General features: G+C 72.8%; 17 protein-coding genes and 1 pseudogene. 5 read left to right on the top strand and 13 right to left on the bottom strand.

Translation table 11 applies throughout. From position 1 onward, the window contains the following. Positions 1 to 29 precede the first annotated feature (29 nt). The 3 genes from AB0E14_RS09305 to AB0E14_RS09295 are packed head-to-tail and all read right to left on the bottom strand — an operon-like array spanning position 30 to position 6350. A complete protein-coding gene (locus AB0E14_RS09305; protein WP_362414186.1) occupies positions 30 to 2930 on the bottom strand; it encodes an NACHT domain-containing protein in 2901 nt (966 codons plus the stop codon). Continuing rightward, positions 2930 to 3259, bottom strand: coding sequence for a trypco2 family protein (locus AB0E14_RS09300; protein WP_362414184.1), 330 nt, complete (start codon positions 3257 to 3259; stop codon positions 2930 to 2932). Before AB0E14_RS09300 ends, AB0E14_RS09305 begins: the two co-directional genes overlap by 1 nt. A 28-nt stretch (positions 3260 to 3287) precedes the next feature. Further along, positions 3288 to 6350 (bottom strand): NACHT domain-containing protein, encoded by a 3063-nt coding sequence (locus AB0E14_RS09295; RefSeq protein ID WP_362414182.1) that lies wholly within the window; start codon positions 6348 to 6350, stop codon positions 3288 to 3290. Positions 6351 to 6827: 477 nt separating this feature from the next. Here AB0E14_RS09295 and AB0E14_RS09290 point away from each other — a divergent pair, with 477 nt between their 5' ends. Then, the gene (locus AB0E14_RS09290; protein WP_362414180.1) at positions 6828 to 7532 is read left to right on the top strand and encodes a M23 family metallopeptidase; all 705 of its coding nucleotides are present in this window, start codon (positions 6828 to 6830) and stop codon (positions 7530 to 7532) included. A 14-nt stretch (positions 7533 to 7546) separates the two neighbouring features. Here AB0E14_RS09290 and AB0E14_RS09285 read toward each other — a convergent pair whose 3' ends face one another. Beyond that, complete coding sequence (locus AB0E14_RS09285; RefSeq protein WP_362414178.1) at positions 7547 to 8101, bottom strand: helix-turn-helix domain-containing protein; 555 nt, start codon at positions 8099 to 8101, stop codon at positions 7547 to 7549. Positions 8102 to 8239: 138 nt separating this feature from the next. Between AB0E14_RS09285 and AB0E14_RS09280 the strand changes: the two genes are divergently transcribed. Then, on the top strand, positions 8240 to 9829 hold the full coding sequence (locus AB0E14_RS09280; protein ID WP_362414176.1) for an MDR family MFS transporter: 1590 nt from the start codon (positions 8240 to 8242) through the stop codon (positions 9827 to 9829). Positions 9830 to 9955: 126 nt separating this feature from the next. Here AB0E14_RS09280 and cseC read toward each other — a convergent pair whose 3' ends face one another. The 6 genes from cseC to AB0E14_RS09250 all read right to left on the bottom strand — a co-directional run bounded on the left by cseC (position 9956) and on the right by AB0E14_RS09250 (position 15362). After that, the gene (cseC, locus tag AB0E14_RS09275; RefSeq protein WP_362414174.1) at positions 9956 to 11272 is read right to left on the bottom strand and encodes a two-component system sensor histidine kinase CseC; all 1317 of its coding nucleotides are present in this window, start codon (positions 11270 to 11272) and stop codon (positions 9956 to 9958) included. A 32-nt stretch (positions 11273 to 11304) separates the two neighbouring features. Then, positions 11305 to 12009, bottom strand: coding sequence for a two-component system response regulator CseB (gene cseB, locus AB0E14_RS09270; protein WP_362414172.1), 705 nt, complete (start codon positions 12007 to 12009; stop codon positions 11305 to 11307). A gap of 28 nt (positions 12010 to 12037) precedes the next feature. Then, complete coding sequence (locus AB0E14_RS09265) at positions 12038 to 12742, bottom strand: hypothetical protein (protein ID WP_362414170.1); 705 nt, start codon at positions 12740 to 12742, stop codon at positions 12038 to 12040. Beyond that, entirely contained in the window at positions 12730 to 13293 is a 564-nt protein-coding gene (locus AB0E14_RS09260; protein ID WP_362414168.1) for a SigE family RNA polymerase sigma factor, read from the bottom strand. Before AB0E14_RS09260 ends, AB0E14_RS09265 begins: the two co-directional genes overlap by 13 nt. Positions 13294 to 13748: 455 nt before the next feature. Next, positions 13749 to 14675: an A/G-specific adenine glycosylase gene (locus AB0E14_RS09255; protein ID WP_362414166.1), complete on the bottom strand. Its 927-nt coding sequence runs from the start codon at positions 14673 to 14675 to the stop codon at positions 13749 to 13751. A gap of 33 nt (positions 14676 to 14708) precedes the next feature. After that, positions 14709 to 15362, bottom strand: a complete 654-nt coding sequence (locus AB0E14_RS09250; protein WP_362414164.1) for a phosphatase PAP2 family protein — start codon at positions 15360 to 15362, stop codon at positions 14709 to 14711. Between the two features lie 159 nt (positions 15363 to 15521). On the opposite strand from AB0E14_RS09250, the gene AB0E14_RS09245 reads away from it, so the two are divergent. Then, the gene (locus tag AB0E14_RS09245; protein WP_362414162.1) at positions 15522 to 16349 is read left to right on the top strand and encodes a hypothetical protein; all 828 of its coding nucleotides are present in this window, start codon (positions 15522 to 15524) and stop codon (positions 16347 to 16349) included. A gap of 102 nt (positions 16350 to 16451) precedes the next feature. On the opposite strand, the gene disA is transcribed toward AB0E14_RS09245, so the two are convergent. Both disA and radA read right to left on the bottom strand, forming a co-directional pair. Continuing rightward, positions 16452 to 17510, bottom strand: a complete 1059-nt coding sequence (gene disA, locus AB0E14_RS09240) for a DNA integrity scanning diadenylate cyclase DisA (protein ID WP_362015852.1) — start codon at positions 17508 to 17510, stop codon at positions 16452 to 16454. Positions 17511 to 17633: 123 nt separating this feature from the next. Further along, a complete protein-coding gene (gene radA, locus AB0E14_RS09235) occupies positions 17634 to 19025 on the bottom strand; it encodes a DNA repair protein RadA (protein ID WP_362414160.1) in 1392 nt (463 codons plus the stop codon). A 174-nt stretch (positions 19026 to 19199) separates the two neighbouring features. Between radA and AB0E14_RS09230 the strand changes: the two genes are divergently transcribed. Further along, on the top strand, positions 19200 to 20930 hold the full coding sequence (locus tag AB0E14_RS09230; protein WP_362414158.1) for a hypothetical protein: 1731 nt from the start codon (positions 19200 to 19202) through the stop codon (positions 20928 to 20930). A 31-nt stretch (positions 20931 to 20961) separates the two neighbouring features. Here AB0E14_RS09230 and AB0E14_RS09225 read toward each other — a convergent pair whose 3' ends face one another. Further along, complete coding sequence (locus AB0E14_RS09225; protein WP_362414156.1) at positions 20962 to 21909, bottom strand: hypothetical protein; 948 nt, start codon at positions 21907 to 21909, stop codon at positions 20962 to 20964. Positions 21910 to 21949: 40 nt separating this feature from the next. Between AB0E14_RS09225 and AB0E14_RS09220 the strand changes: the two are divergent. Further along, a pseudogene (locus AB0E14_RS09220) lies at positions 21950 to 22873 on the top strand (Ppx/GppA phosphatase family protein); the annotation flags it as partial. Positions 22874 to 22966: the final 93 nt, after the last annotated feature.

Genomic DNA, 22966 nt, shown 5'->3' with positions numbered 1-22966 from the left:
GTCCGGGGCCGCCCCTTTGGCGTGGGTCCCTACGGCTGCAGGGTGAGCCGGTCGCCGAAGGGGGCACGGCCGAGGACCTGGCGCTTGGCGAGGCCCTCGACCCTCACCTTGAGGCCGGCGAGGCTGTGCAGCGGGGTCAGGTCCAGCTGGGTGGTGAGGTCCGGGCGGGCGTGCAGCGAGAGGTGCCGCAGCGAACGGACCCTCGCGATCACCTTCAGCTCCTCGGCGCCCAGCCGCATACCGTCGAGCTGCAAGGACTGCAGCTCGACGAGACCCTCGAGTGCCGTGAGGTCCGTCAGCGACGAGCAACGCTGCATCGACAGGGCCCGGAGCGTGGCCGCGAACGGCATGAGCAGCGACAGGTCCGTCAGGCGTGCGTTGTCGGTGATGTGGAGCAGTTTCAGGGGGAGGTCACGGAGGGCTTCCGTGATCTCCGCCTGGGCGAAGCCGCCGTGCAGATGAACGTTCGGGGCGTGCCGCAGCAGCGGGACCCAAGGGAGCTGGTCTCTTTCCGTGATGTAGAGCATGACGATGTCGAGCGGGATGCGGGCCAGGACTTCGCGGGCGTACGCCTCCGTCGGGAACGTCGACCAGCTGACGGCCAGCAGAAAGGCATGCGTGGCGTCGGCGTACGCGCGTGCATAGGGGAGCGCGGCCGCGCCACCGATCTCGCAGATCAGGGAGAGCGAGGATCCTCTGGGCTCCGCCTCCGACGCCGGGTCGGGCAGGAGCGGCAGGAGGTAGGCCCCCAGCCTTGTCAGCGTGTTCTGCTGTTCGAGGGTCCGGGGCGGCAGGACCGAGACGATCGCCTTCCGCACGCGCGCGTGGAGCCCCTCCGTGAGCCAGGCCGCGTGCTGGGCGCAGAGGGCTGCCAGCACGTACAGGGTCGTCTTCAGGTCCTTGTCCCGGCTCCCCGAGCCGGCCGCGAGGAGCCCCTCCACGAGGACGGGCAGGTCGCGGCGCGAGCAGTGGCCGGCCGCGAGCAGCAGGACGTCGTGCCACTGCTGGTCGCGCGCGTGCCGCAGCAGTTCCGGTACGAGGTCGTCCTCGACGAACTCCTTGGCCGCCAGGAAGTCCTGGAACGTGCGGTGGGCGAACTGGAAGACGGAGTCGGTCCGTTCGTGGAGGAGGCCGGTGCGGTTGAGGAGATGGGTGAGGATCTCCTCGGGCGTGCCCTGCTCCGCGACGCGTGGCATCCCCGGCAGCGTCCGGTTCAGCTGGTGGAGCGCCTGCTCCCGGGTGAACTCCGTCTGCCCGCCCCGGACGAGCCAGGCCGCGAGCCGCTGGAGGAGCTGCTGGTGCTCCTCCACCGACATCCGGATGCCGTCGGGGGCGTCGATCCGGCGCCGGTCGTCGCGGCTGCCGAGCAGCAGCCTCAGGGCGGAGTCGTAGAGCGCCCAGCGGGTCTCGGGCAGGAACCCGTCCCGTAATCGGTGCAGGGCGCAGATCACCGCGCACAGCAGCGGTGTACGGGCCAGGTCGGCCAGGGTCGGGTTGTGGCGGAACTGCTGGAGCAGGTCGCGTTCGAGCGCGTCGAGCGGCTCGTCGACGGCGTCGAGCCGGGCGGCGTCGTGCCAGGCGGTCACGAAGGCCTGGATGTCCTCGTCCCGCAGCGGGAGCAGGGTGAGCTCCTCGAACCCCTCCCCGCCCAGCCAGTCCACCTCGACGGCGAGCGGTCGCACGGTCGCCACGCAGCGGGTGCGGGGGTAGCGGGCGAGGAGCCCCGACAGCCAGCCGTGGACGGCCTCCCGGTCCTCCTGGGGCACCTCGTCGAGACCGTCGACGAGCAGCAGCGCCCGACCCTCGGCCAGCACGCGCCCGGCCCAGCCGTCGGGTGCCGCGTCGATCATCAGGCCTGCCGTGCCCGGGAGTTCGGCGGGGGTGGGGAAGCCGGTGCCCCGGGCGCGGAGGGCCCGCAGGGGGACGACGAACGGCACGAGCCCGTTCAGCTCGGCCAGTCGCGGGCCGAGGGTGCCGGCGGCCGCGTGGGCGGCGAGCCACCAGACGAGGGTGGTCTTGCCCGCGCCCGCGTCCCCGCGGAGCAGGACGCGGGGCCGGGAAGCGAGGAGGTCGTCGATGCGCTGCGGGACGGGAGCGGCGGCCGGGGCCCGTGAGGTGGCCTCCAGGGAGAGGTAGGCGGTGTCCAGGTCCCAGTCGGCGGCCCGTCGGCCGAGTTCGTCGAGGCCGAAGATCCGGGTGCGGCGGTAGGCGGCGGCGACGGCCTCGCCGTACTCCTGCTCGTAGGGCGCGTCGGTCGAGGAGTGGTGGGTGAGCGCGACGAGCGAGGGGAAGCCGTGGCCGGTGGCCTGGGTGTAGGCGACGAGGAAGTCGGCGTCGGCGGCGAGGGCGCTCAGCGGCACGCACTCGACGCGCCGGTGCCCACGGCCCCTCGGCACCTCGCGCACGATCCCGATCAGCCCGTCACCGGAGATGACCGGCCCGCCGGAGAGCCCCGCGAGCGGTGAACCCTCGTCGCTCTCCACGGCCGCCGGCGGTGCGTCGAGCTCGACGACCATCGTGCGGCGGATGAGCCCGGCGAGGGGGAGCAGGGTGCCGCGGTACTGATCGCTCTCCAGTTTGCGGCCGTCCTCGTACCGCTGGACTCGCGGATACCCGAGGATCTCGCAGCCGGGCAGGGGCCGGTCGGTGGCGACGTGGCCGATCCTGGCGCGGTAGGCGACCAGACCGGCCAGGCTCTTGGGGGCCTGCAGGAGCGCCGCGTCGAGCCGGTGGTCCGACCAGATCACCTGACAGAGGACGGACGCGTGCAGTCCGGGCACGGACACCCAGGCCGAGTAGGCGGGGCCCAGGACATGGGCGCAGGTGAGGACGGTGTCGGTGGTGAGCATGACCCCGCTGCCCTGTCGGCCGTGCTGCTCGGAGCGGACGACGACGGGGAGCCGTAAGGCGGTGCGCCCGAGGACGCCCATCAGCGGGCGGGCCCGGCGCCGAAGTCGGAGGTGTCACCCGCGTCGTCGTTCCCGACGAGCCAGGGACCTCGGGTGGCGGCGTTGAGCGGCTTCAGCGTGAAGGAGACCCGGTGCGTCTCGCCCCGCGCCCGGGAGGCGTCGGCCCCGGCCTCGACGACCCAGGCCTTGACCTTGGCCCCGCCCTTCACCTCCTTGCGGAGTTCGATCGTGAACTCCATCTCGATGTCCCCCACTTCGAAGGCCACGGGCTTCCCCGTGGCCCGGCCGGCGGCCTCGATGAGCTGATCGCGTACGGACTCGATGGCGTCGGCGAGTTCTATGTCGGTCATGTGCGCGAACGTACCGGGGGAGGGCGGGTCATGTGACCACTTCGACGGTGGGGCGGAGGTGTTCGGTGCCGGTGAAGCGGGCGCCGGTCGCGGCGGCGACGTAGGAGAGCCGTTCCAGTGGCGCCAAGGGCGTGAGGTCGTGGACCTGGCCACGGTGTGAGCCCCAGACGAAGAGCTGCTCCAGATGCGGGAAGGCACGACCGATCACGTCGAGGGGGGCGAAGGCATCCCTGCACTCCACGTACAGCGAGTTGACCGGCAGCCGCAGCGAGTCCGGCATGGTCCGCAGGGCCGTGTCGGTCACCGAGAGGAACCTGAGCCGGGTGAAATCGGCGAGCACCCACCAGTCCTCCGGGGCCACCACGTTCTCACCGCGGACCGTGAGCCCACTCAGCTCGGTCAGGCGTCGGAATACGCCGAAACCTCCTTCCGGGGTGTCCGCCAGGGTGAGGCTCTCCAGCGCGTTGTCGGCGGGGAGGGACTCGAGGATGTGGGCGATCGAAGCCACGACGCCCAGGCTCTTCGCGCTCCTGAGCGCGTCGCCCAGCAGCGCCGCTCCGTGCGGGGTGAGGCCTTGACGGAGTTCCAGGCGCTCCGGACGCAGCCCCAGGCGCTCGAACAGGGCCGCGTGTTCGTCGGTACGCACGGTGAAGCTGAGTTCCGACGGATCCAGCCGGGCGATGATCTCCTCGGCGTATGTCGCGGGGTCGAACCGGGGCCATGCCCACATGAGCTGGGAGCGCACCCGCAGGCTCGGGTGGCGGGTGAACCTCGCCAGGTACGGCAGCGCCGCGTCGTCCAGGATGTGCGTCGCCGTGATCACCACCGCCCGTGCGGCCTCGCCGTCGAGCCCCTCCGGTCCCGGCAGCAGGTCGAGGACCGCCCGTCCCACCGACGCCAGATCCCGCGCCTCGTCCGGGCCGGAGGGCGGAATGACCGCCGCAGTCCGGCGCAGGACCCGGCTCCGGATCTCCGGCGCCACCTCCGTCGCGTGGTCGAGGGCGGTCGCCGCCACGACCAGGATCCGCAGCCGGGTGCTGCGGTCGGGTGCCGCGTCGACCGCGCGGAGCAACTCCTCGAAGATCTCGGCGCATTCACGTGGGCGGGCATGGCCGACAGCCATGCGGATGACGTCCTCCCACTGGTCGTCGGCCGCGTGCCGGACCAGGACGCCGATGTCCCAGCGGTCCACGAGCGCCTTCGCCGCGAGGTAGTCCTGGAAGGTGCGGTGCACGAAGTCGACGGTGTCGGCGGTCGGTTCGCGCAGGAGGCCGCTGCGGTGGAGGAGGTGAGTGAAGACCGCGTCCGGGTCGTACCCGGCCGCCTCGGTGATGGCGGGCACCGCCTCCCGTACGACCGACTCAGCGTGCGAACGGTCGATCGTCGTGCGGCCGTTGAGGGTCAGCCAGTACGCGATGCGCTGGATCAGCTGGATCTGCGGGGCCTCGCCCAGCTCGATCCCGTACGGGGTGCCCATGTCCCGCTCGCGGTCGCGGCGGCTGAGGAGCATCGACAGGGCCGCGTCGTAGAGCGCCTTGCGGCCGCGCGGCAGGAAACCCCGGCGGCTGCGGTGCAGGGCGCAGATCAGACCGCACATGAGGGGGTTGGTGGCGAGCTGGGCGACCTCGGAGGTGGACCGTAGGGCGTCGAGCAGCTGCTGCTCGTACGGGGCCGCGTCCGGTCCGGCCGCCCGGTGCCAGCGGCGTACGAAGGTGGTGACCTCGGCGGTCGACATGGGGGTGAGGGTCAGCTCGGCGAAGCCCTCGCCCGCCAGCCAGTCGTCGCGTACGGCGGTGGGGCGGGAGGTGACGAGCCAGCGGTTGCCTTCGTAGGAGTCGAGGAGGTCGCGGAGCCAGCGGCGGGCGCGCTCGCGCTCGGCCTCCGGGATCTCGTCGATGCCGTCGACGAGGACCAGGCCGCGCCCGGAGGCGAGGACGCGGTCCGCCCAGCCGTCGGGTGGGGAGAGGGGGCAGTCGACGGAGGCCAGGAAGCGGTCGGGGCTGGGGAGCCGCTCGCCGTGGCGGGTCAGGGTGCGGAGGGGGAGGACGAAGGGGATGCGGTCGCGGAGGTACGCCATGTCGTCCGCGAGGTCCTCGCGGGTCGCCGAGACGGCCAGCCACTGGACGAGCGTCGTCTTCCCGGAGCCGGCGAGGCCCCGCAGCAGGACCCGGTCCTGCTGGGCGAGCGCCTGGTCGGCGGGGCCGCCCACAGCGGCGCGCTCGCGGAGCCGTCCGTATCCGAGACGCAGGAGCGCGGCTTCATCCAAGGAGTACCGGTCTGCCAGCGTGCTGTCATCGAGTTCGGTCAGCGCTGCCCTGCCCTCGGCCTCCAGCAGGTCCAGCGCTGCCCTGCCTTCGAGCTCCAGCATGTTGGAGAGCAGCCCCGTCGCCTCCAGCGACAGATACGCCACGTCCAGCGGCCACCTCTCCGGAGCCCCGTCCAGGTCGACCCCGTAGATCTGCAGGCTCCCGTGCTTCCGCGCCACGTACGCCAGGTACCGCCGCTCGAACTCCGCGTCCCGCGCGTCCACCCGGGGCGTGCGGCGGATGACCTCGTCGACCTTGGCGGTCAGGGCGGCCTGGCCGCGGGTCTGCTCGACCAGGGAGCGGGCCACGAAGGTGGAGCGCTGGGTGAAGAACTCCAGGATGTGGACGCAGGCCCACTCGGTCAGCGAGCCGAGGAAGTGGACGGAGTCCGTCGACAGGCCGTCCGGGGCCGGGGCCGCCGTGCGCAGGGCGCGGGCCAGGGCGGGCGCGCCCAGGTGGACGGCCTGGACGTCGTCCATGTCGAGGTCGCCGAGGGCGAGCAGGGTCGCGGCCAGGGTGTCCGTGAGCGCCTCGGTCTCGTCGGCGGGGAACGGCCGCTCGCCGGGGCCGGCCGTCGCGCGCTCGACGAGGGTGGCGGCGAGCTTGCGGACGTCCTTCTCGGTCAGGGTGCGCTTCTCACCGCGGAAGGAGACGAGCCCGGACAGTCGGATGCGCCGGGCCGCGCCCGGCAGACCCGCCCCTGGACCGTCGCTGACCAGCAGTTTCTTCAGAAGCGGGGCCATCGCCGCAGAGGCGAGGCGCGTGCCGATGACTGACGGATCCATCTGGTGTCCCCCCTTGGTGCCCGACGGCGTCAGCGTAGCCCCGGACGTGATCGACAAGGCCGCGGTTGCGTGACCCAGGTCGCAATGGCGGGGGCGGCGCCGTGACAAGGCGCACAGGCGTTTCGAGGGGTACTAAACGGAATAGTGCTGGTGTTTGGTGGTGATTCGGGACGTTCAGGGCGCCGCGCCCGGGTCTTAGGTCCCAAGACCTCCCGAACCGTGCGCTGAGGGGCCTGATGGACGGTTCCGGGCGAGTCCGACGTGCGGATAAACCAGTTCTCTTGGGTTGGTATGTCCGATTTCGAAGGTGGAGGAGTCGGGCGTCAAGGGCTGAACTTCCCCGCCCGCCGCTACGACGCAATGTCGTAGATGGGGTGGTTTACGCCGGATGGGGGTCCGGGTTACCAAGGATGAGCAACAGCCCGCCCGGTGCGCCGCTCGCATCGGGTCCCTTTCTGTCCGGAGGTTTTCCCCCGTATGTCGAAGCGCGTTATGAACCCCGCCGCCCGAGTCACCGCCGTCGCTCTCGCCACCGCGGGTCTGGGAGTGTCGCTGGTGGCCGGAGCTGGGTCCGCCTTCGCCGCCGAGGGCAAGGCCACCATCGCGACTGCCGCGACCGGTGCGTCCGCTGCCGTCGCCGCGCAGGCCGACGCCCAGGCGCACGCCGCCGCCACCGTCAAGGCCGCCGCCGAGAAGGCCGCCGCGAAGAAGGCGGCCGTCGCCAAGGCGGTCAAGGCCGCCCCGGTCGCCGCCAAGAAGGCCCCCTCCTGGGTCAAGCCGGTCGGCGGCTACACCCTGACCGCCAGCTTCAACCAGGGCGGCGCCATGTGGGCCCACAAGCACTCCGGCCAGGACTTCGCCGTCCCGGTCGGCACCCCGGTCAAGGCCGCCGGTGCCGGTACCGTCGTGAAGGCCGGCCCGAACGGCGGCGGCGACGGCCCCGCGTACGGCAACGCCATCGTCGTCAAGCACGCCAACGGCAAGTACTCGCAGTACGCGCACCTGTCGAAGATCCAGGTGCACGTCGGCCAGAAGGTCGGCGCCGGCCAGAAGATCGCCCTGTCCGGCAACACCGGCAACTCGTCCGGCCCGCACCTGCACTTCGAGATCCGTACGACCCCGAACTACGGCTCCGCCCTGAACCCGGCCGCGTTCCTGCGCTCGATGGGCGTCAGCATCTGACACACAGCGGGTGATCAGGCGTGATGCGCCTGGCTCAGCAGATCGAGGGCGACCTCGAGGACGGCTTCGTGCTTCTCCTCGAGGTCGCCCTCGACGTTCTGCATGAAGAAGGTGCCGGCGTGCAGCGTGAAGATCGCGCTCACGCACCGCACCCGGTCGACCGTCGCGAAGTCCTCCTCCTGCACCAGGCCCGTCAGCTCGATCATGCGCTCCTTGAACGTCAGCCCGATGCTCAGCTCACGCACCGTGGCCTGGTTCTCCTGCATGAAGCGGAAGAGCGGGGCGGCGGCGAGGAGCGCCTGCTGGTAACGGCGCAGGATCTCCTGCCGGGTCTCCAGCGTGCGGGGCTGCGTCCGCGCCCACTCGATCAGCTCGTCCATGGGGCGGGTGAGGTCCTGGAAGAGTCCGATGAGGATGTCTTCCTTGGTCTTGAAGTGGTAGTACAGCGCCGCCTTCGTGACGTCGAGGCGCTCGGCGATCTCCCGCAGTGAGGTCTTCTCGTACCCCTGTTCGGCGAAGAGTTCGAGCGCCACGTCCTGGATGCGCTGGCGGGTGTTGCCTCTGGCCATGGTCTGCTCGCTCCCACACGCTCTTACTTGCTTGACGCCCGGCTAGTTACGGGTCTACCGTCCCCAGTGTAGTAACTAGCCGGTCGGCAAGTAAGCACCCGGGCGGGTGCCGGGAGCGGGAACACAGGAGCGCGGGACATGACCACCACACCAGAACCCAGGACGGCGGCGGAGGCGTCCCAGGAGGCGGAGCAGCCGCGCAGCGTCCGCGTCGTCCTCCTCGCCCTGATGATCGCGATGCTGCTCGCGATGCTCGACAACATGATCATCGGCACCGCGATGCCGACCATCGTCGGCGAGCTCGGCGGCCTCGCGCACCTCTCCTGGGTCGTCACCGCCTATACCCTGGCCACCGCCGCCTCCACCCCCATCTGGGGCAAGCTCGGCGACATGTACGGCCGCAAGGGCGTCTTCCTCACCTCGATCGTGATCTTCCTGATCGGCTCGGCGCTCAGCGGCATGGCCCAGGACATGGGTCAGCTCATCGGCTTCCGTGCCGTCCAGGGCCTGGGCGCCGGCGGTCTGATGGTCGGCGTCATGGCGATCATCGGCGACCTGATCCCGCCCCGCGAGCGGGGCAAGTACCAGGGCATGATGGCCGGCGTGATGGCCCTCGCCATGATCGGCGGGCCGCTGGTCGGCGGCACCATCACCGACCACTGGGGCTGGCGCTGGTCCTTCTACATCAACCTGCCGCTCGGCGCCGTCGCACTCGCGATGATCACCGCGGTCCTCCACCTGCCGAAGAAGCAGCGCGACCGCTCCGTCCGGATCGACTTCCTCGGCGCCGGGCTGCTGACCGTCGGCATCACCGCGATCGTCCTCGTCACGACCTGGGGCGGTACGGAGTACGCCTGGGGCTCCGCGACCATCGTCGGACTCTCGGTCGCCGGTGTCCTCGCGCTCGCCGCCTTCCTCTGGGCCGAGAACCGCGCCGCCGACCCGGTCGTCCCGCTCCACATCTTCCGCAGCCGCAACTTCACCCTCATGTCGGTGATCGGCTTCCTCACCGGCTTCGTGATGTTCGGCGCGGTCCTCTTCCTGCCGCTCTTCCAGCAGTCCGTCCAGGGCGCCTCCGCGACCAACTCCGGTCTGCTGCTCCTGCCGATGCTGCTCGCCATGATGGTCGTCTCGCTGATCTCCGGCCGGATCACCACCAACAGCGGCAAGTACAAGATCTTCCCGATCATCGGTACGGCCCTGATGGTCATCGGCCTGTTCCTGCTCGCGCAGATGGACACCGACACCTCCCGTCTGACCTCCGGTGTCTACATGGCGGTGCTCGGCGCCGGCATGGGCTTCCTGATGCAGATCACGATGCTCGTCGCGCAGAACAGCGTCGAGATGAAGGACATGGGCGTCGCCTCCTCCTCGACGACGCTCTTCCGCACCCTCGGCTCCTCCTTCGGCGTCGCGATCATGGGCGCGCTCTTCACGAGCCGCGTCCAGGACGAGATGGCGGCCCGTGGCGGCTCCGCGCTGACCCAGCAGTCCGCCCAGCTCGACGCGGCCTCCCTCGCGAAGCTGCCCGAGGCGCTCCGCGAGGCGTACCAGCACGCGGTGGCCGCCGGTACGCACTCGGCCTTCCTGGTCGGCGCGGCGGTCGCGGTCGTCGGCTTCGTCCTCGCCTTCCTGGTCAAGGAGGTCGCCCTGCGCGGCGCCGGACCGGAGGCGAAGAAGCCGCAGGCGACGGACGGCGAGCTGCCGAAGGTCGCCGAGACGGTCTGACGACGCCTGTACGCACGAGAGGGCCCCGGCACATCCGATGTGCCGGGGCCCTTCCGCGTACGTACGTCCCTCAGTCCTCTGTGCGACCCTCGGTCCGCTGTACGACCTCAGCCCTCTGTACGACCCTCAGTCCGCGAACTTGATCATCGGGAAGCTGCCCGTGTTCGTCGGCGCGTGGTCCGGCAGCCAGAGCACCGCGATCGCCCCGCCCGCCCCCTCCGGCGTCCCCTCGGGAGCCGCGTTCCGGAAGGTGAGCCGGGCCCCGAGGACCCTGGCCTGCCCCGCCGCGATCGTCAGGCCGAGCCCGTGCCCGTGCCCGGCGCGGTCGCTCGCCCCGGTCCTGAACCGGCTCGGCCCCTCGCGCAGCAGCGCCTCGGGGAAGCCGGGCCCGTGGTCCCTGACCCGGACGACCCGGCCCTCGACCGTGACCTCGACCGGCGGCTTGCCGTGCTTGGCCGCGTTCGCGAGCAGGTTGCCCAGGATCCGCTCGAGGCGCCGGGGGTCCGTGCTCACCCAGGACTCGTGCACCACGTGCACGACCGCCTCCGGGTCGAGCGCCCGCACCCGGCGCTCGACGAACTCCCCGAGCGCGATCTCCTGGAGCTCGGCGCGCTCCGAGGCGCTGTCGAGCCGGGCGACCTCCAGGACGTCCTCGACCAGCGTGCGCATGGCCTGCGCCCGGTCCCGTACGAGTTCGGTGGGCCGCCCCGGAGGCAGCAGCTCCGCCGCCGTGAGCAGACCGGTCACCGGGGTGCGCAGCTCGTGCGCGATGTCGGCGGTGACCCGGCGCTCGGCCTCGATCCGTTCCTGCAGCGCGTCGGTCAGCGCGTCCACCGCGCGGGCCAGCTCGTCGGTCTCGTCGCGGACGACTCCGCCGATGGCGTCCCGTACCCGTACCTCCGTGTTGCCCTGCGCGACCCGGCCCGCCGCCGCGGCGGCCTTGCGGAGCCGGCGCGAGAGCTGGCCGCCGATGAGCACACCGAGCGCACAGCCGCCGAAGACCACGGAGACGGAGCCGATGACCAGCGCGCGGTCGAGGTCCTTCATGATCGCGGCGCTGCGGTCGGCGAACGGGATGTGCAGCGACAGCACGTCGCCGTTGGCGAGCGGCACGGCCGCCCAGACGTCGGGCGGACCGCCGTGGCTGTGCTCCTGGACGAAGGTGCCGCGCCGGTTGTCACGCATCAGCTGGTCGAGCTCGGGCGGCAGCATCGGGTCGTTGATCTTGGTGCCGAAGCGCGGTTCCTTCGGCTTGGAGCCCTCGTACATCCGCTGTGCGAAGAGCAGCCGCTCCATCTGCACCTCGCGCGCGTTGTCGAGCATCGAGACGCGCGCCGAGTTGTGGACGACCAGGCTGAGGGTGACCGCGATGAGCGCGCCCACGGCCGCGATGGCGACGGCGATCTTCCAGCGCACGCCGGTACGCAGGGCGGGCGGCTTCATCTGCCGACCTGCTTCTCACACATCAGCGCCTGTCATCCCTTGAGCTTGTATCCGAAGCCGCGGACCGTCTCGATCCGGTCCTGGCCGATCTTGGTGCGCAGCCGCTGCACATGGACGTCCACCACCCGGGTGTCGCCGCCCCAGCCGTAGTCCCAGACCCGCTCCAGGAGCTTGTCCCGGGACAGGACGGTGCCCGGCGCGGTCGAGAACTCCAGCAGCAGCCGCATCTCCGTCGGCGTCAGCCCCACCTGCTCGCCGCCCCTGCGGACCTCCATGCCCTCGGTGTCGACCTCCAGGTCCCCGAAGACCAGCAGGCCGCCCTCCGGGCCCTCGTCCCCGCCCGCGTCGCCCGCCGCCGGGCCGCCCGCGTGGCCGAAGCGGCGCAGCACGGCCCGGATCCGGGCCACAAGGACGGAACCGTCGAAGGGCTTGGTCACGTAGTCGTCGGCCCCGGCCTCGAGACCCAGGACGACGTCGATGGAGTCGGCCCGCGCGGACAGCATGATCACGGGCACGGTCGACTCGTCGCGGATGCGGCGGCACAGGCTCACCCCGTCCATGCCCGGCAGCATCACGTCGAGCAGGGCGATGTCGGGGCGGTCCGCCCGGAACGCCTCCAGGCCCGACAGGCCGTCGGGCATGGCGGTCACCACGAAGCCGTCCCGCTCCAGCGCGAGCTGGGTGGCCTCGCGGATGACGTCGTCGTCCTCGACGAACAGCACATGGGTCTCGGCCATCGCGCGCCCTCTCACTCCACGTTCTCGTTCAGCTGCCGCTCGGCTCGGGCGTCGCGGGGCCGTCGAGGCCACCGTCGCCGACCGCGCGGCTGTAGTCGTTGTGCACCCAGTCGTGCTGGGAGAACTTGCTGCCCGACCAGCGGTACGTGATCACGTCCTCGCCCGACGGGTAGGCCACCGGGTCGCCCTTGGCGTACACCTGCTTGGTCACCACCAGGTCGCCCCGGTCGATCGTGGCGTACACGGCCGCGTCCTCGACCATGAAGACGTTCTTGTAGCCGTCGCCGTTCTCGCGGTACACGAAGGTGCCGATACCGACGGCGTCGCCGCAGGTCATCACGTTGACGACGACATCGGGCGAGGTCCCGCCGGTCAGGTTCCCGTACGAGGTGTCCACCGGGTACGCGTCGGCCACGCAGGGCTTCAGATCGTCCTTCAGACGGGGCCCGATCTTGGGGTCGGCCTTGAGCAGCGCGATCGGATCGACCCGCTCGGCGGGCATCTGGCCGGAGGACGGCGAGGGGGAGACCGGCGCGGGGGAGGCCGAGGCCACCGCGTCGGTGCGGGCCGCGCCCTCGTCGCGGGAGCCCGTACCGCCGGTGGAGCAGGCGGTCAGGAGCACGGCGACGGCGGCGAGCACGGTCACCGCCGTGATGCTCGCCGCCGTGAGGGTCCGGCGGCGCGGGCCGCCGGACCCGTCGTCGCCGTCGATTCTGGCGCCTAGGCCGCGCACCGGTCCTGCCCCCGTTCGTCACGTCGTACGGTCGAGCGCTCCAGAGCACGGGCATCGGCGACACCACGGCTCTCCAGTTCCTGACGCAGTCGGGCCAGGGCGCGGTGGAGCGTGGACTTCACCGTACCCGTCGACATCCCGAGCGCGGCGGCCGTCTCCTCCGTGCTCATCTGTTCCCAGTGGCGCAGCACGACGACGCTGCGCTGCTTCGGGGCGAGCACCTTGAGGATGTCCATGAGCAGCGCGCGGTCGGCGTGCTGCTCGGTGGCGTCGTCGACGGACGCGTCGGGCAGCTGCTCGGTGGGGACCTCGTCGAGCTTGCGGGCCCGCCACCACTCGGTGCGGGTGTTGATCATCACCCGGCGGAGGTACGCGTCGGCGAGCGACTTGTCGGCGATGCCGTCCCAGCGGCCGTACGTGCGGACGAGGGCGGTCTGGAGGAGGTCCTGCGCGTCCACCGGGTCGGGGACGAGCCGGCGGGCGCTCCGCAGCAGCGCGTCCTGCCGAGTGCGTACGTACTCCTCGAAGTCGAGCACCTCGCCGTGCGACATACCGACCGCCTCCATCCCCGTGACCAGCTCGTTTGCTTGACGTCGATGACGCTACGGAGCGGTTGTCACGAGGTTGTGCGCCCCAGCCGTCGGCGGACGCACGGCTGTCCATCGGTTGTGTAACAGGGCGCTGGAGTGGGTATAGGGGTGGGCTCGCCCGGCCGCGGGCCGCAACGGACTCGGTCCCGCGGGCCGCCGGGGGCTCGGGCCTGCGGGACGGCGCGGGCTCGGGCCTGTGGCGGCGCGGACTCGGCCTGCGGGCCGTCACGACTTGGACCCGCGGGCTGCCGCGGGCTCAGGTCCTCGGACCCGCGGGCCGGCGCGGGCTCAGGTCCTCGGACCCGCGAGCTGCCGCGGGCTCAGGTCCTCTGACCCGCGGGCCGGCGCGGGCTCAGGCACTCGGTCCCGCCGGCCGCCGCGGGCTCAGCCCTGCGGGCCCGTGCGCCGCCACGGGCTCAGCCCTGCGGCAGGCGGTACTCCGCGTCGGCCAGCGGCTCCACGAGGCCGTCCGCGACCAGGCCGTCCAGGGCGCGGGCGCGCTGCACCGGGTCGTCCCACACCGCGTCGAGCGCCGCCTGGGACACCGGCCCCGGCGAGTCCCGCAGGACGGCGAGGAGCCGGCCCCGCACCTGGCGGTCGGTGCCCGCGTACGTCTGCCCGCGCCGGGGCGGCCCGTCGTGGGCGGGCTTCCCGGCCAGCCGCCACGCGCACAGCTCGGCGATCGGACACCGCGCGCAGTCCTCGTTCTTCGCCGTGCACACCAGCGCGCCCAGCTCCATCGAGGCCGCCGCCCAGCGCGCCGCCGTCGCCTCGTCCTCGGGCAGCAGCTCGCGCGCGAGCCTGCGCTCGGCGGCGGTCGTGGCGTTCGGCGGGTACTGCACGCCCGTCGCCGCCCGGGCGAACACCCGGCGCACGTTCGTGTCGAGGACCGCGTACCGCTGCCCGTACGCGAACGAGGCCACGGCGGCCGCCGTGTACTCCCCGATCCCGGGCAGCGCGAGCAGCGCCGCGTGCTCGCTCGGCACATCGCCGCCGTGCCGCTCCGTTATGGCGACCGCCGCCGCGTGCAGCCGCAGCGCCCGCCGCGGGTAGCCGAGCCGGCCCCAGGCGCGGACGGCCTCGCCCGGCGCGTCGGCGGCCAGGTCGGCGGGGCGCGGCCAGCGCGCCAGCCACTGCTCGTACACCGGCAGGACCCGGACGACCGGGGTCTGCTGGAGCATGAACTCGCTGACCATCACGGACCACGCGCCCGCCTCGGGGCGCCGCCAGGGCAGGTCGCGGGCGTGCCGGTCGAACCAGGCGAGGACGGGCCCGTGCAGCGCGGCGGGTGCCGCGACGGCCGGGGCTTCGAACACGGGGGTGGGGGCATCGGTGGAAGTCATCGCACCCCCGATCCTGGCACGTCCACGGCGCGTTCAGTACGCGCCGTGGCGCACACCCCCGGGGCGCGTGGAGGCGTGCGGGCGCGGCCCACGCCCGGCGCACCACACCACGGCGCCGCTCCGGCTCGACCGTGCCGCCTCCACAAGGGCCAGGACCGGCCGGTTCGCCGCCCTGACGACCAGGAAGGCGACCACCCCGCCGAGCAGCAGGCCGACCACCACGTCGTGCGGGTAGTGGACGCCGAAGAAGACCCGGGAGAACGCCATGAGCAGGGCCATCGGCACGGTCAGCCACACGATCCCGCGCCAGGAGAGCGCGAGGGCGACGGCCGCCGCCCCCGCGATGGCCGCGTGGTTGCTGGGGAAGGACCAGTCACCGGTCGGCGGGCACGGCACGAGCGAGGCGGGCGCCCCGGCGACCGCACGGCACGGACGCTCCTCGTCCACCACCGACTTGAGCGCCTCGCTCACCACGTACCCGAACGCGGTCGCGAGCGGGGCGAGCAGCGCGAGCGTCATCGCGCCGCTCGGCGCGGACCTGGCGCGCCACCAGCCGGCCAGGAACAGCACGCCGAAGAGCAGCAGTCCGGCCTCCGTCCACGCCTCGGCGAGGAGCTGGAACCAGTGCGGGGTGGCGTGGGCGAAGTCCGTGACCTCGCGATAGAGATCGTCCGAGAGGGTGTCCATGACGGCCGACGCTAGGCCGCCGCCGATGCCCGGCACCCGAGCCGAAGGACCACGACGACCCCTGACGAAAGTCGGGTGGATGTGATCATCGGCAAAACTTGATGCCTGGGGCGGCGGGTGGGGCGGGAGTTGGCGCCGATCTCTCGTAAGGTTCGTGGCGTGGGATCACTGCGCAATCCGGTCGGGCCGCTTCCCTCCTCCATCTACTGGCGACGGAGGGCGGTCGCGCTGTGCCTGATCGCCCTCGCGGCGCTGGTCGCCCTGTGGGTCGCCACCTCCGGTGGCGGGGGCGGGAAGAAGACCGACGACGCCGCCAACGGCGCTTCTCCCGCGCCCTCGATCACCCCCGGGCCCTCCGGCTCCGGTCCCGCGATCAGTGAACAGCCGGGCGGCCGGGACGAGTCGGGCGAGTCCGGCGAGAACGCCGGAGGCGACGGCGGTACGGACGCCGGCACCGGTACGAGTGCCGGCACGGGCGCGGACGCCGGCGCCGAGGCCGGCGGAAAGAACGGCGACACCGACGGCGGGGGCGGCGACGGCGGCGCGGGAACGGGCGCGGGACAGCAGGTTCCGGCCAATTCTCCGCTGCCGAACTGCGCCCCCGGAGCGGTGCAGTTGACCCTGCGCACCGCCAAGGTCTCGTACGAGGCGGGCGAGAAGCCGCGCTTCCAGCTGGTCGCCAAGAACACCTCGGCCACCGACTGCAAGGCCGATTTCGGCCCGAAGAACGCGGTTCTGACGATCAGTGACAACCAGGACGACGACGTCTGGTCCTCGAAGGACTGCCCGCGCGCGGCCGGCGCCGTCCTGCTCCGGATCCCGGCGAACGCGACGATCACGCACACCGTGGAGTGGGACCGGACCCGCAGCGCCCCGCAGTGCGCCACGCCCCCGGCCGGCCCGGTGGGTCCCGGCACCTACCTGGTGGAGGCGGCCGTGCCGGGCGCGACGGTGGCTCCGGCCTCGTTCACGCTCGCCAAGGAGTAGGGCCCGACGTCACGGAGAAGGGGCGGTACGGGATCCGATCCCGTACCGCCCCTTCCGTATGCCGATGCGCACCGGCCGGACGGACGTACCGCTCCGGGACGGTCAGACGTACCGCTCCAGGATCGAGGACTCCGCGAGCCGGGAGAGGCCCTCACGGACGCTGCGCGCCCGCGCCTCGCCGACGCCGTCGACGGTCTGGAGGTCGTCGACGCTGGCCGCGAGCAGCTTCTGCAGGCCGCCGAAGTGCTCGACGAGCCGCTCGATGATCGCGCCGGGCAGCCGCGGCACCTTGGCGAGGAGCCGGTAGCCGCGCGGGGAGACCGCGGAGTCGAGGGTCTCGGGGGAGCCGCTGTAGCCCAGGGCCCGCGCCACGATGGGCAGTTCGAGCAGCTCGGCGTGGGAGAGCGCGTCCAGCTCGGTGAGCGCCTCCGCGACCGTGCGCGAACGCTTGGCCGTCGGCTCCGGTACGTAGTCCCGGACGACGAGCTCGCGCTCGGGCTCCACGCCCGCGATCAACTCGTCCAGCTGGAGCGAGAGAAGCCGGCCGTCGGTGCCGAGCTCGACGACGTACTCGGCGATCTCGGTGGCGATCCGGCGGACCATCTCCAGACGCTGGGCGACGGCGGTGACGTCCCGGACGGTCACCAGGTCCTCGATCTCCAGCGCGGAGAGCGTGCCGGCGACCTCGTCGAGCCGGAGCTTGTACCGCTCCAGGGTCGCGAGCGCCTGGTTGGCCCGGGAGAGGATCGCGGCGGACTCCTCCAGGACGCGGCGCTCACCGTTCACGTAGATCGCGATGAGCCGCATCGACTGGGAGACGGAGACGACCGGGAAGTTGCACTGCTTGGAGACCCGGTCCGCGGTGCGGTGGCGGGTGCCGGTCTCCTCGGTGTGGATGGAGGCGTCCGGGACCAGCTGGACGCCCGCCCGGTGGATCTTGGAGATGTCCTTGTCGAGGACGAGCCCGCCGTCGAGCTTGCACAGCTCGCGCAGGCGCGTCGCCGTGAACTCCACGTCCAGCACGAAGCCGCCGGTGCACATCGAGTCCACCGTCTTGTCCATGCCGAGCACGATCAGACCACCGGTGTTGCCCCGCAGAACGCGCTCGAGGCCGTCACGCAGTGCGGTGCCGGGAGCGACCGCGCTGAGGGCCGCGCGCATCAGCGCTTCGTTCCCGTCCTTGGCTGCCACTGCTCTCCTCCGGCTCGTACGGATGGGCGAGACCAGGGCAAAGTCTAGCGACACCGCCCCGCGCGGGATTCGCACACCGTTTGCTCCCCTCCGTCAGGACGCCTCCGCGGGCCGCCTCCCCCTCGGGAGCACCCGCAGCGCGTCGCCCATGTCGGCCACCTCCGTGACCTTCATGCCGGCCGGGACCTTGCCCGGATCGGCGGGGACGAGGGCGTGCGTGAAGCCGAGCCGGTGCGCCTCCGCGAGGCGGCGCTGCACGCCTGTCACCCGCCGCACCTCGCCGGCGAGCCCCACCTCGCCGATCGCGACGAGGTTCTTCGGGAGCGGTGTGTCGCTCGCGGCGGAGGCCAGGGCGAGCGCGATGGCCAGGTCCGCGGCGGGCTCGGAGAGCTTCACGCCGCCCACCGTCGCCGAGTAGATGTCCCGCTTGCCGAGCGCGCTGATCCGGCCGCGCTGCTCCAGGACGGCCAGCATCATCGAGACCCGGGAGGTCTCCAGGCCCGAGGTGGTGCGGCGGGGCGACGGGATCTGGGAGTCGACGGTCAGCGCCTGCACCTCGGCCACCAGCGGCCTACGGCCCTCCAGAGTGACCGTCAGGCAGGTGCCCGGCACGGCGACGTCGCGCCGGGTCAGGAAGAGGCCCGAGGGGTCGGCCAGGCCCGTGATGCCCTCGTCGTGCAGCTCGAAGCAGCCGACCTCGTCCGTCGCCCCGTACCGGTTCTTCACGCCCCGGACCAGGCGCAGGCGCGCGTGCCGGTCGCCCTCGAAGTGCAGCACGACGTCGACCAGGTGCTCCAGGAGGCGGGGGCCCGCGATGGCGCCGTCCTTGGTGACGTGGCCGACCAGGAGCGTGGACATGCCGCGCTCCTTGGAGGCCCGGATCAGCGCGCCCGCGACCTCGCGCACCTGGGCCATGCCGCCCGGCGCGCCGTCGATCTCCGGGGAGGCGACCGTCTGTACCGAGTCCATGATCAGCAGGGAGGGCTTGACGGCGTCGAGGTGCCCGAGCACGGCGGACAGGTCGGTCTCCGCGGCCAGGTACAGGTGGTCGCTCAGCGCGTTGATCCGGTCGGCGCGCAGCCGGACCTGGCTCGCGGACTCCTCACCGGTCACGTACAGCGTGCGGTGCTCGTCGCTGGCCGCCTTCGCGGCGACGTCGAGCAGCAGCGTGGACTTGCCGACGCCGGGCTCGCCCGCGAGCAGGACGACCGCGCCGGGTACCAGGCCGCCGCCGAGGACCCGGTCCAGCTCGTCCACGCCCGTGGAGCGCGCGGTGGCCTGGCGGCCGTCGACCTGGCCGATGGGGACCGCGGCGGTGGAGACCCGGCCGGCGGCGGTGGTGCGGACGGCGGGCGCGCCGTACTCCTCGACCGTCCCCCAGGCCTGGCACTCGGGGCAACGGCCGAGCCATTTGGCGGTCGTCCAGCCGCACTCGGTGCAGCGGTAGGACGGCCGGTCCTTGGCGGATTTCGTACGGGCAGCCATGCGCCACACCGTAGCGGCCCCCACTGACAGCGGGCACGGAGCCGGTCGGAGGGCCGGCGCCGCGCCCGCGGAACGCCGTGTTCCTGTCCCCTTTTGAGGGATACCTTCACCCGTAAGGATTAAAAGTGTTCAACCGGTACGAAGAGTCCGTCCCGTCCTGCCTACGGTCGCCCAGTGACGAGCAGCAGGCTGGAACCCCCCACCCACACCACCGGCGCACACCGGGCGCACCGGCGGGCGGCCGAAAGTCCCCGCACTCTCGGTCAGCAGCCGCCCGCGCGCTACGAGGCGTATCTGGACGGCCTGTTCACCTACTGCCTCTCCGTGCTGTGCGACCACGACACGGCGACCGCCGTCCTCGGTGACGTCCTCGCCGTGGCCGAGCGCCACCGCGGCCGCTGCCCGGCCGACGAGGACGGGCGCAGGGCCTGGCTCTACGCGCTCGCTCGCTGGGCCTGTCTGCGCAGCCTCGGCGAGCAGCGTGTTAAGCGGCAGGGCGGCGCGCACTCCGGCCGCCCGCCCGTCGCCGCGCCCGAGCCGCCGCCGGTCTCCGAGGAGGTCGCCGAGCGCCGCCGCGCCGAACTGGCCCTCCTCGCCTGGCCGGAGGCCGCGGGCACCACCCCGGAGCAGCGCGAGGCGCTGGAGCTGGCCGTCCGGCACGGCCTCAGCCACCGAGCCGTCGCCGCCGTGCTCTCCCTCGACCCGCTCGCCGCCCGCGAGCTGCTCTCCTCGGCCGCCTGCGAGGTCGAGCGCACCCGGGCCGCCCTCGCGGTCGTCGAGACCGGCAACTGCCCCACCGTCGCCCGGCTCACCGGCGACCACCAGGTGCTGCTCTCCACCGCCCTGCGTGCCGAGCTCGTCCGCCATGTCGACGACTGCCCGCGCTGCCGCCGGGCCGCCGAGCGGGCGGGTGCGAGCGCCCCGTGGCCCGGCGCGACCACGCCCACCCCGGCCCGGCTCCCGCTGGTCGAGGCGCCCAGGGCGGCCGCCTACGTGGCGATGCTGCACGTCCCACGCGCGCGTGCGGGCGCCCCGCGCTTCGGGCCCGCCGGTTTCCCCCTGGACCCCAAGGACCACGCGGCCCGCCGCGACCGGATGCGGGCCCGCGCGGTGACGACGACCGTCGTGGCCGCAGTCGTCGCGGCCCCTGTCCTCGCCCTGTGGGCCTCGTACCGCGGCGGTCCCGTCACGGGCGAGGCCGGCGCCGGCGCGCCGGTCAGCGCGAGCGAGGCGGACGAACCGGCGGGCCTCGACGGCTCCCCGTACGACCACTACGAGAACGCGGGCAACGCCCGGACCACGCCCGATCCGCGCTTCACCCAGGGCAGCCGCTCCCCGGACGTCTCCGTCGAGGTGATCAGCCCCGGCGGCCCGGTGGGGCCCTCGGCGCCGGGCGAGGCGGGCCCGGGCCGGATCACGGTCACGGCGAAGGGCAACGGCGACACGACCCTGCTCACCCTCACCGCCTCCGGCGGCTCGCCCGTCTCCTGGGCGCTCTGGTCGGACGCGCCCTGGCTGTACGTGAACCAGGCCTCGGGCACCCTGCGCCCGGGCGAGTCGGTGACGGTACGGATCTCCGTGGACCACGCGCGCGAACCGGCGGGCGCCTGGTCCGCCCGGGTCGGCGTGAACCCCTCGGGCGCGGTCGTCCGGATCGACGGCCGAGGGGCCACCACCCCGCCCCCGACGACGGAGGAGCCCCCGCCGACCACGGAGGAGCCGACGACCCCGCCGCCCACGACGGAGCCCCCGACGACGCCCCCGCCGACCACCGAGGAGCCGCCCCCGACCGCGGAAGAGCCGACGACCCCGCCGCCCACGACGGAGCCGACCCCGACGACGGACCCCACCCCGTCGACCGACCCGGGCACCCCGAGCGGCTCGGACTCCCCACCGGCGCCCTAGGGCGAGCCAGGCCCCTCCCTGGCGCGGACGCTCAGCGCCCGGCCGGGCCCACCGGGTCCGCCGGGTGCGGAGCCACCAGCGGGAGCTGGGACGAGAGCCGTGCCTCGCACAGCTCGACCAGCACGTCGTACGCCGCCTTGCCCATCAGCTCGGTCAGCTCCGGCCGGTAGGTGACGTACACCGGCTCCCCGGCCCCGTGCGCCGAGGTCGCCGATGTGCACCACCAGTGCAGGTCGTGGCCGCCAGGGCCCCAGCCCCGCCGGTCGTACTCACCGATCGACACCTGCAGGATCCGGGTGTCGTCGGGCCGGTCGATCCAGTCGTACGTCCGGCGCACCGGCAGCTGCCAGCAGACGTCCGGCTTGGTCTCCAGCGGCTCCTTGCCCTCCTTGAGGGCCAGGATGTGCAGCGAGCAGCCCGCGCCGCCCGCGAACCCCGGCCGGTTCTGGAAGATGCAGGAACCCTTCCAGCGGCGGGTCTGCCGGTCGCCGTCGTCGTCGAGCTGGACCCAGCCCGAATCCGTGCCGACGTCGTGGAACTGCCACAGCTCCGGCGTGAGCCGGTCCACGTACGAGGCGACCCGCTTCTCGTCGTCCTCGTCGGAGAAGTGCGCGCCGAGCGTGCAGCAGCCGTCGTCGGCGCGGCCCGCCTGGATGCCCTGGCAGCCGCTGCCGAAGACACACGTCCAGCGCGAGGTCAGCCAGGTCAGGTCGCAGCGGAAGACCTGCTCGTCGTCGGCCGGGTCGGGAAACTCGACCCAGGCGCGCGGAAAGTCCAGGCCCTTCTCGTCCGGCTCGATGTCCGCTCCGGACGCCGCCGCGCCCTGCTTCGTGGCGACCTTGACGGCCTTCTCGGCCTTCACAGCCTTCTCGGCCTTCCCGGCCTTGGAGGTCTTGAGGTCCTTGGGGGGCTTGGGAGCGTTCGTGGCGCTGTCGCCGCCGCTGTCTTTGCCCGGCTTCGCCTTTTTCGTCTTTGGCACACGCCAAGCGTATGCGCGCGGGCGCAGTAGCGTTCCGTCCATGAGACTCGGAGTCCTCGACGTCGGTTCGAACACAGTGCACCTGCTGGTGGTGGACGCCCACCCCGGCGCCCGACCGCTGCCCGCCCACTCCCACAAGGCGGAGCTGAGGCTGGCGCAGCTCCTCGACGCCGGGGGCGCCATCGCTCCCGACGGTGTGGAGCTGCTCATCGCCACCGTCCGGGACGCGCTGGGCGCCGCCGAGGACAAGGGCTGCGAGGAGGTCCTGCCGTTCGCGACATCGGCCGTGCGCGAGGCGACGAACGCCGACGCCGTGCTGGCCCGGGTCAAGGACGAGACCGGCGTCGACCTCCAGGTCCTCACCGGCGAGGAGGAGGCCCGGCTCACCTTCCTGGCCGCACGCCGCTGGTTCGGCTGGTCCGCCGGCAAGCTGCTGCTGCTCGACATCGGCGGCGGCTCCCTGGAGATCGCGTACGGCATCGACGAGGAGCCGGACGCGGCGGTCTCGCTGCCGCTCGGCGCGGGGCGGCTGACCTCGGGCTGGCTGCCCGGCGACCCGGCGGCGGAGGCGGACGTAAGGGCCCTGCGCCGCCATGTCCGGGCCCAGATCGCCCGTACGGTCGGCGAGTTCAGCCGCTTCGGCAAGCCCGACCATGTCGTGGCCACGTCCAAGACCTTCAAGCAGCTCGCCCGGATCGCCGGCGCCCCCGGCTCGGGGGAGGGGCTCTACGTCGACCGGCTGCTGACCCGCAGGTCCCTGGAGGAGTGGGTGCCCAGGCTCGCCGTCATGACCGTCGACCAGCGCGCGGCCCTGCCGGGTGTCTCCGAGGGCCGCGCACCCCAGCTGCTCGCGGGCGCGCTCGTCGCCGAGGCCGCGATGGACCTCTTCGGCGTCGACGAGCTGGAGATCTGCCCCTGGGCCCTGCGCGAGGGCGTGATCCTGCGCCGCCTGGACCACCTGCCGGAGTCGACGGCCAGGCCAGCCCGCCGGAACAGGAAGTCCGGGCGCAGCCTTCGGCCGGAGCGTGACCCGAGCAGCGGCTGGGACTCGGGGCGC

This window comes from Streptomyces sp. NPDC047981 (assembly GCF_040653315.1).
Taxonomy (GTDB): domain Bacteria; phylum Actinomycetota; class Actinomycetes; order Streptomycetales; family Streptomycetaceae; genus Streptomyces.
This window is presented reverse-complemented; position numbering and strand designations above follow the sequence as displayed.